Annotated in this window: 1 protein-coding gene; it reads right to left on the bottom strand. The window is 69.6% G+C overall.

Going from position 1 to position 1,790, the window contains the following annotated elements; all coding sequences use genetic code 11:
• Positions 1 to 13 precede the first annotated feature (13 nt).
• The gene (locus tag ACH4E7_RS45560; protein ID WP_396255125.1) at positions 14 to 1,657 is read right to left on the bottom strand and encodes an IS4 family transposase; all 1,644 of its coding nucleotides are present in this window, start codon (positions 1,655 to 1,657) and stop codon (positions 14 to 16) included.
• Between the last annotated feature and the right edge of the window lie 133 nt (positions 1,658 to 1,790).

Genomic DNA, 1,790 nt, shown 5'->3' with positions numbered 1-1,790 from the left:
CAAGGCCGGGTAGTTAAGGATTTCGGCCGGGGTGCAAGGTGGGGGCCGCTGGTGTGGCGGCTGCCGTGTAGCGGCCCCTGCGGACCTTCTTGATCAGCCCTTTCTCAGCCCAGCGGGTGAGCTGCCGGTAGGTGGTGACGAGGGTGACGTCGCCGAGGAGTTCGGCGATCTCTCTGGCCTGCCAGTGCCGCTCGGGTTCTTGCTGCAGCATGGTGAGGACTCGCGCCATGCGGTTGCTGGTCTTGCCGGGGCCGACGTACTGGGGGACGGTGGTCGCCGGCAGTTCGGGGTGGGGTGGCGGGGGCGGCAGGAGGGTGATCGTCACGGAGGCCACCGTCTGGCTGGTGTCGGGGCGGCCGTCCAGTTTCCGTTCCGCATACCGGGAGATGGGCGACTTGACCTTGCGGGTGCTGACGCGCGGCCGACGTGCCGGCAGCAGCGCCGACAAGACGCGGCGGCCGATCGCCCCCATGCCCTGCTCGAGGACTCCCTCCGCGCGGATCAGCAGGTCACGGGCGGTCTGGTAGGCGATGGTGAAGCCGCAGCGGTCGGGATCGGTGCCCGGCCGGGACTCCGCCGCCTCGACCATGGCTCGGCGCAGAAGCTGGTAGAGGACCAGCAGGGCCCACATCTCCTGCTCGACGCCGACCGGGTCGCCCGAGCGCAAGACGCGTCCGTCGAGGACGGTGTGACGCAGTGCGTAGTAGGCGCTCTCGTGTTCCCAGCGCTCGTGGTAGAGGCGCACGATACGGTCGGCGGGGTAGCGGTGAGCGTCCAGCAGGGTGGTCACCAGCCGATAGGAGCCGGCAAAGTTGGTGCCGTCCGAGCAGGCGATGCTGATCTGGGCCTCGATGACGCGCACCGGGACGCCGCCGATGGCCGACAGATACGAGGAGTCAGTGAGGGCCTTTCCGATCGGCGGGCGGCGGCGCTGATTGATGCGGCCCACGATCCGGGCGCCGGTGGCGTGGACAGCGGCGAGGAAGTCGTTGCCGTCGAACCCGCGATCCCACAGCACCAGCATGCTGGGGCCCAGATGGTGAAGCAGCCGGGTGGCGTAGGCAGTCTCGCCCACCCCGGTGGGGCCGAACACCGCGCCGATCACCGAGCGGGTTCCGGTCTCGACCAGCGTCATCAACTCGATCTGGGGATAGCCGCGGTGCGGGCAGCCCCCGAGCCAAGCCCGGTTGCGCTCGCTGTCGGGTGTCTTGATGGAACTGCAGCCGTCGAAGGAGACCGTGCGATAGGGGCCGAACCGCGCTCCGGGGGTGCGAGGTTGGGCCAGCGCTCCGGCCACCACCTCGAACAGGCCCTTCATCGGGGCGCAGCCGATCCGGCGTCGAAGATCGCGCAGACCCTTGGCGGTCGGTGCCGGGTGCGGGTCGTCGAGGGCGGCGGTCATCTTGGCCCACACCAGTTCGTATCCGACCTCCGGGAACAGGCACATCGCGAGGAGGAAGTACACCCCGACCCGCGAGGGCAGGTCCCGCAGCCTCCGCTGGACCGCACGGGTCTCCTCCAGGACGGCGTCCACCAGCTCGAAGGGCAGCAAAGGGGTCAGGCCCCCGAGGTGCCCGGCAGCGAAACGCCCTGCGGCCAGGGTGATTTCCCGCGTGAGGGTGGTCAGGGCAGGCGGCGAGGCAGAATGGACGGACAACGCGGCTCCACGGGCAGGGCGTCTTGGTCGACACCTGCTCCAACGGGGCCGCGTTGCTTGCGTTCCGCGCACTGCGGTGTACCTCGACCCTTGCCTTGCACCCCGGCCGAAATCCTTAACTACCCGGCCTTGG

This window comes from Kitasatospora sp. NPDC018058 (assembly GCF_044327205.1).
GTDB lineage: Bacteria > Actinomycetota > Actinomycetes > Streptomycetales > Streptomycetaceae > Kitasatospora.
This window is presented reverse-complemented; position numbering and strand designations above follow the sequence as displayed.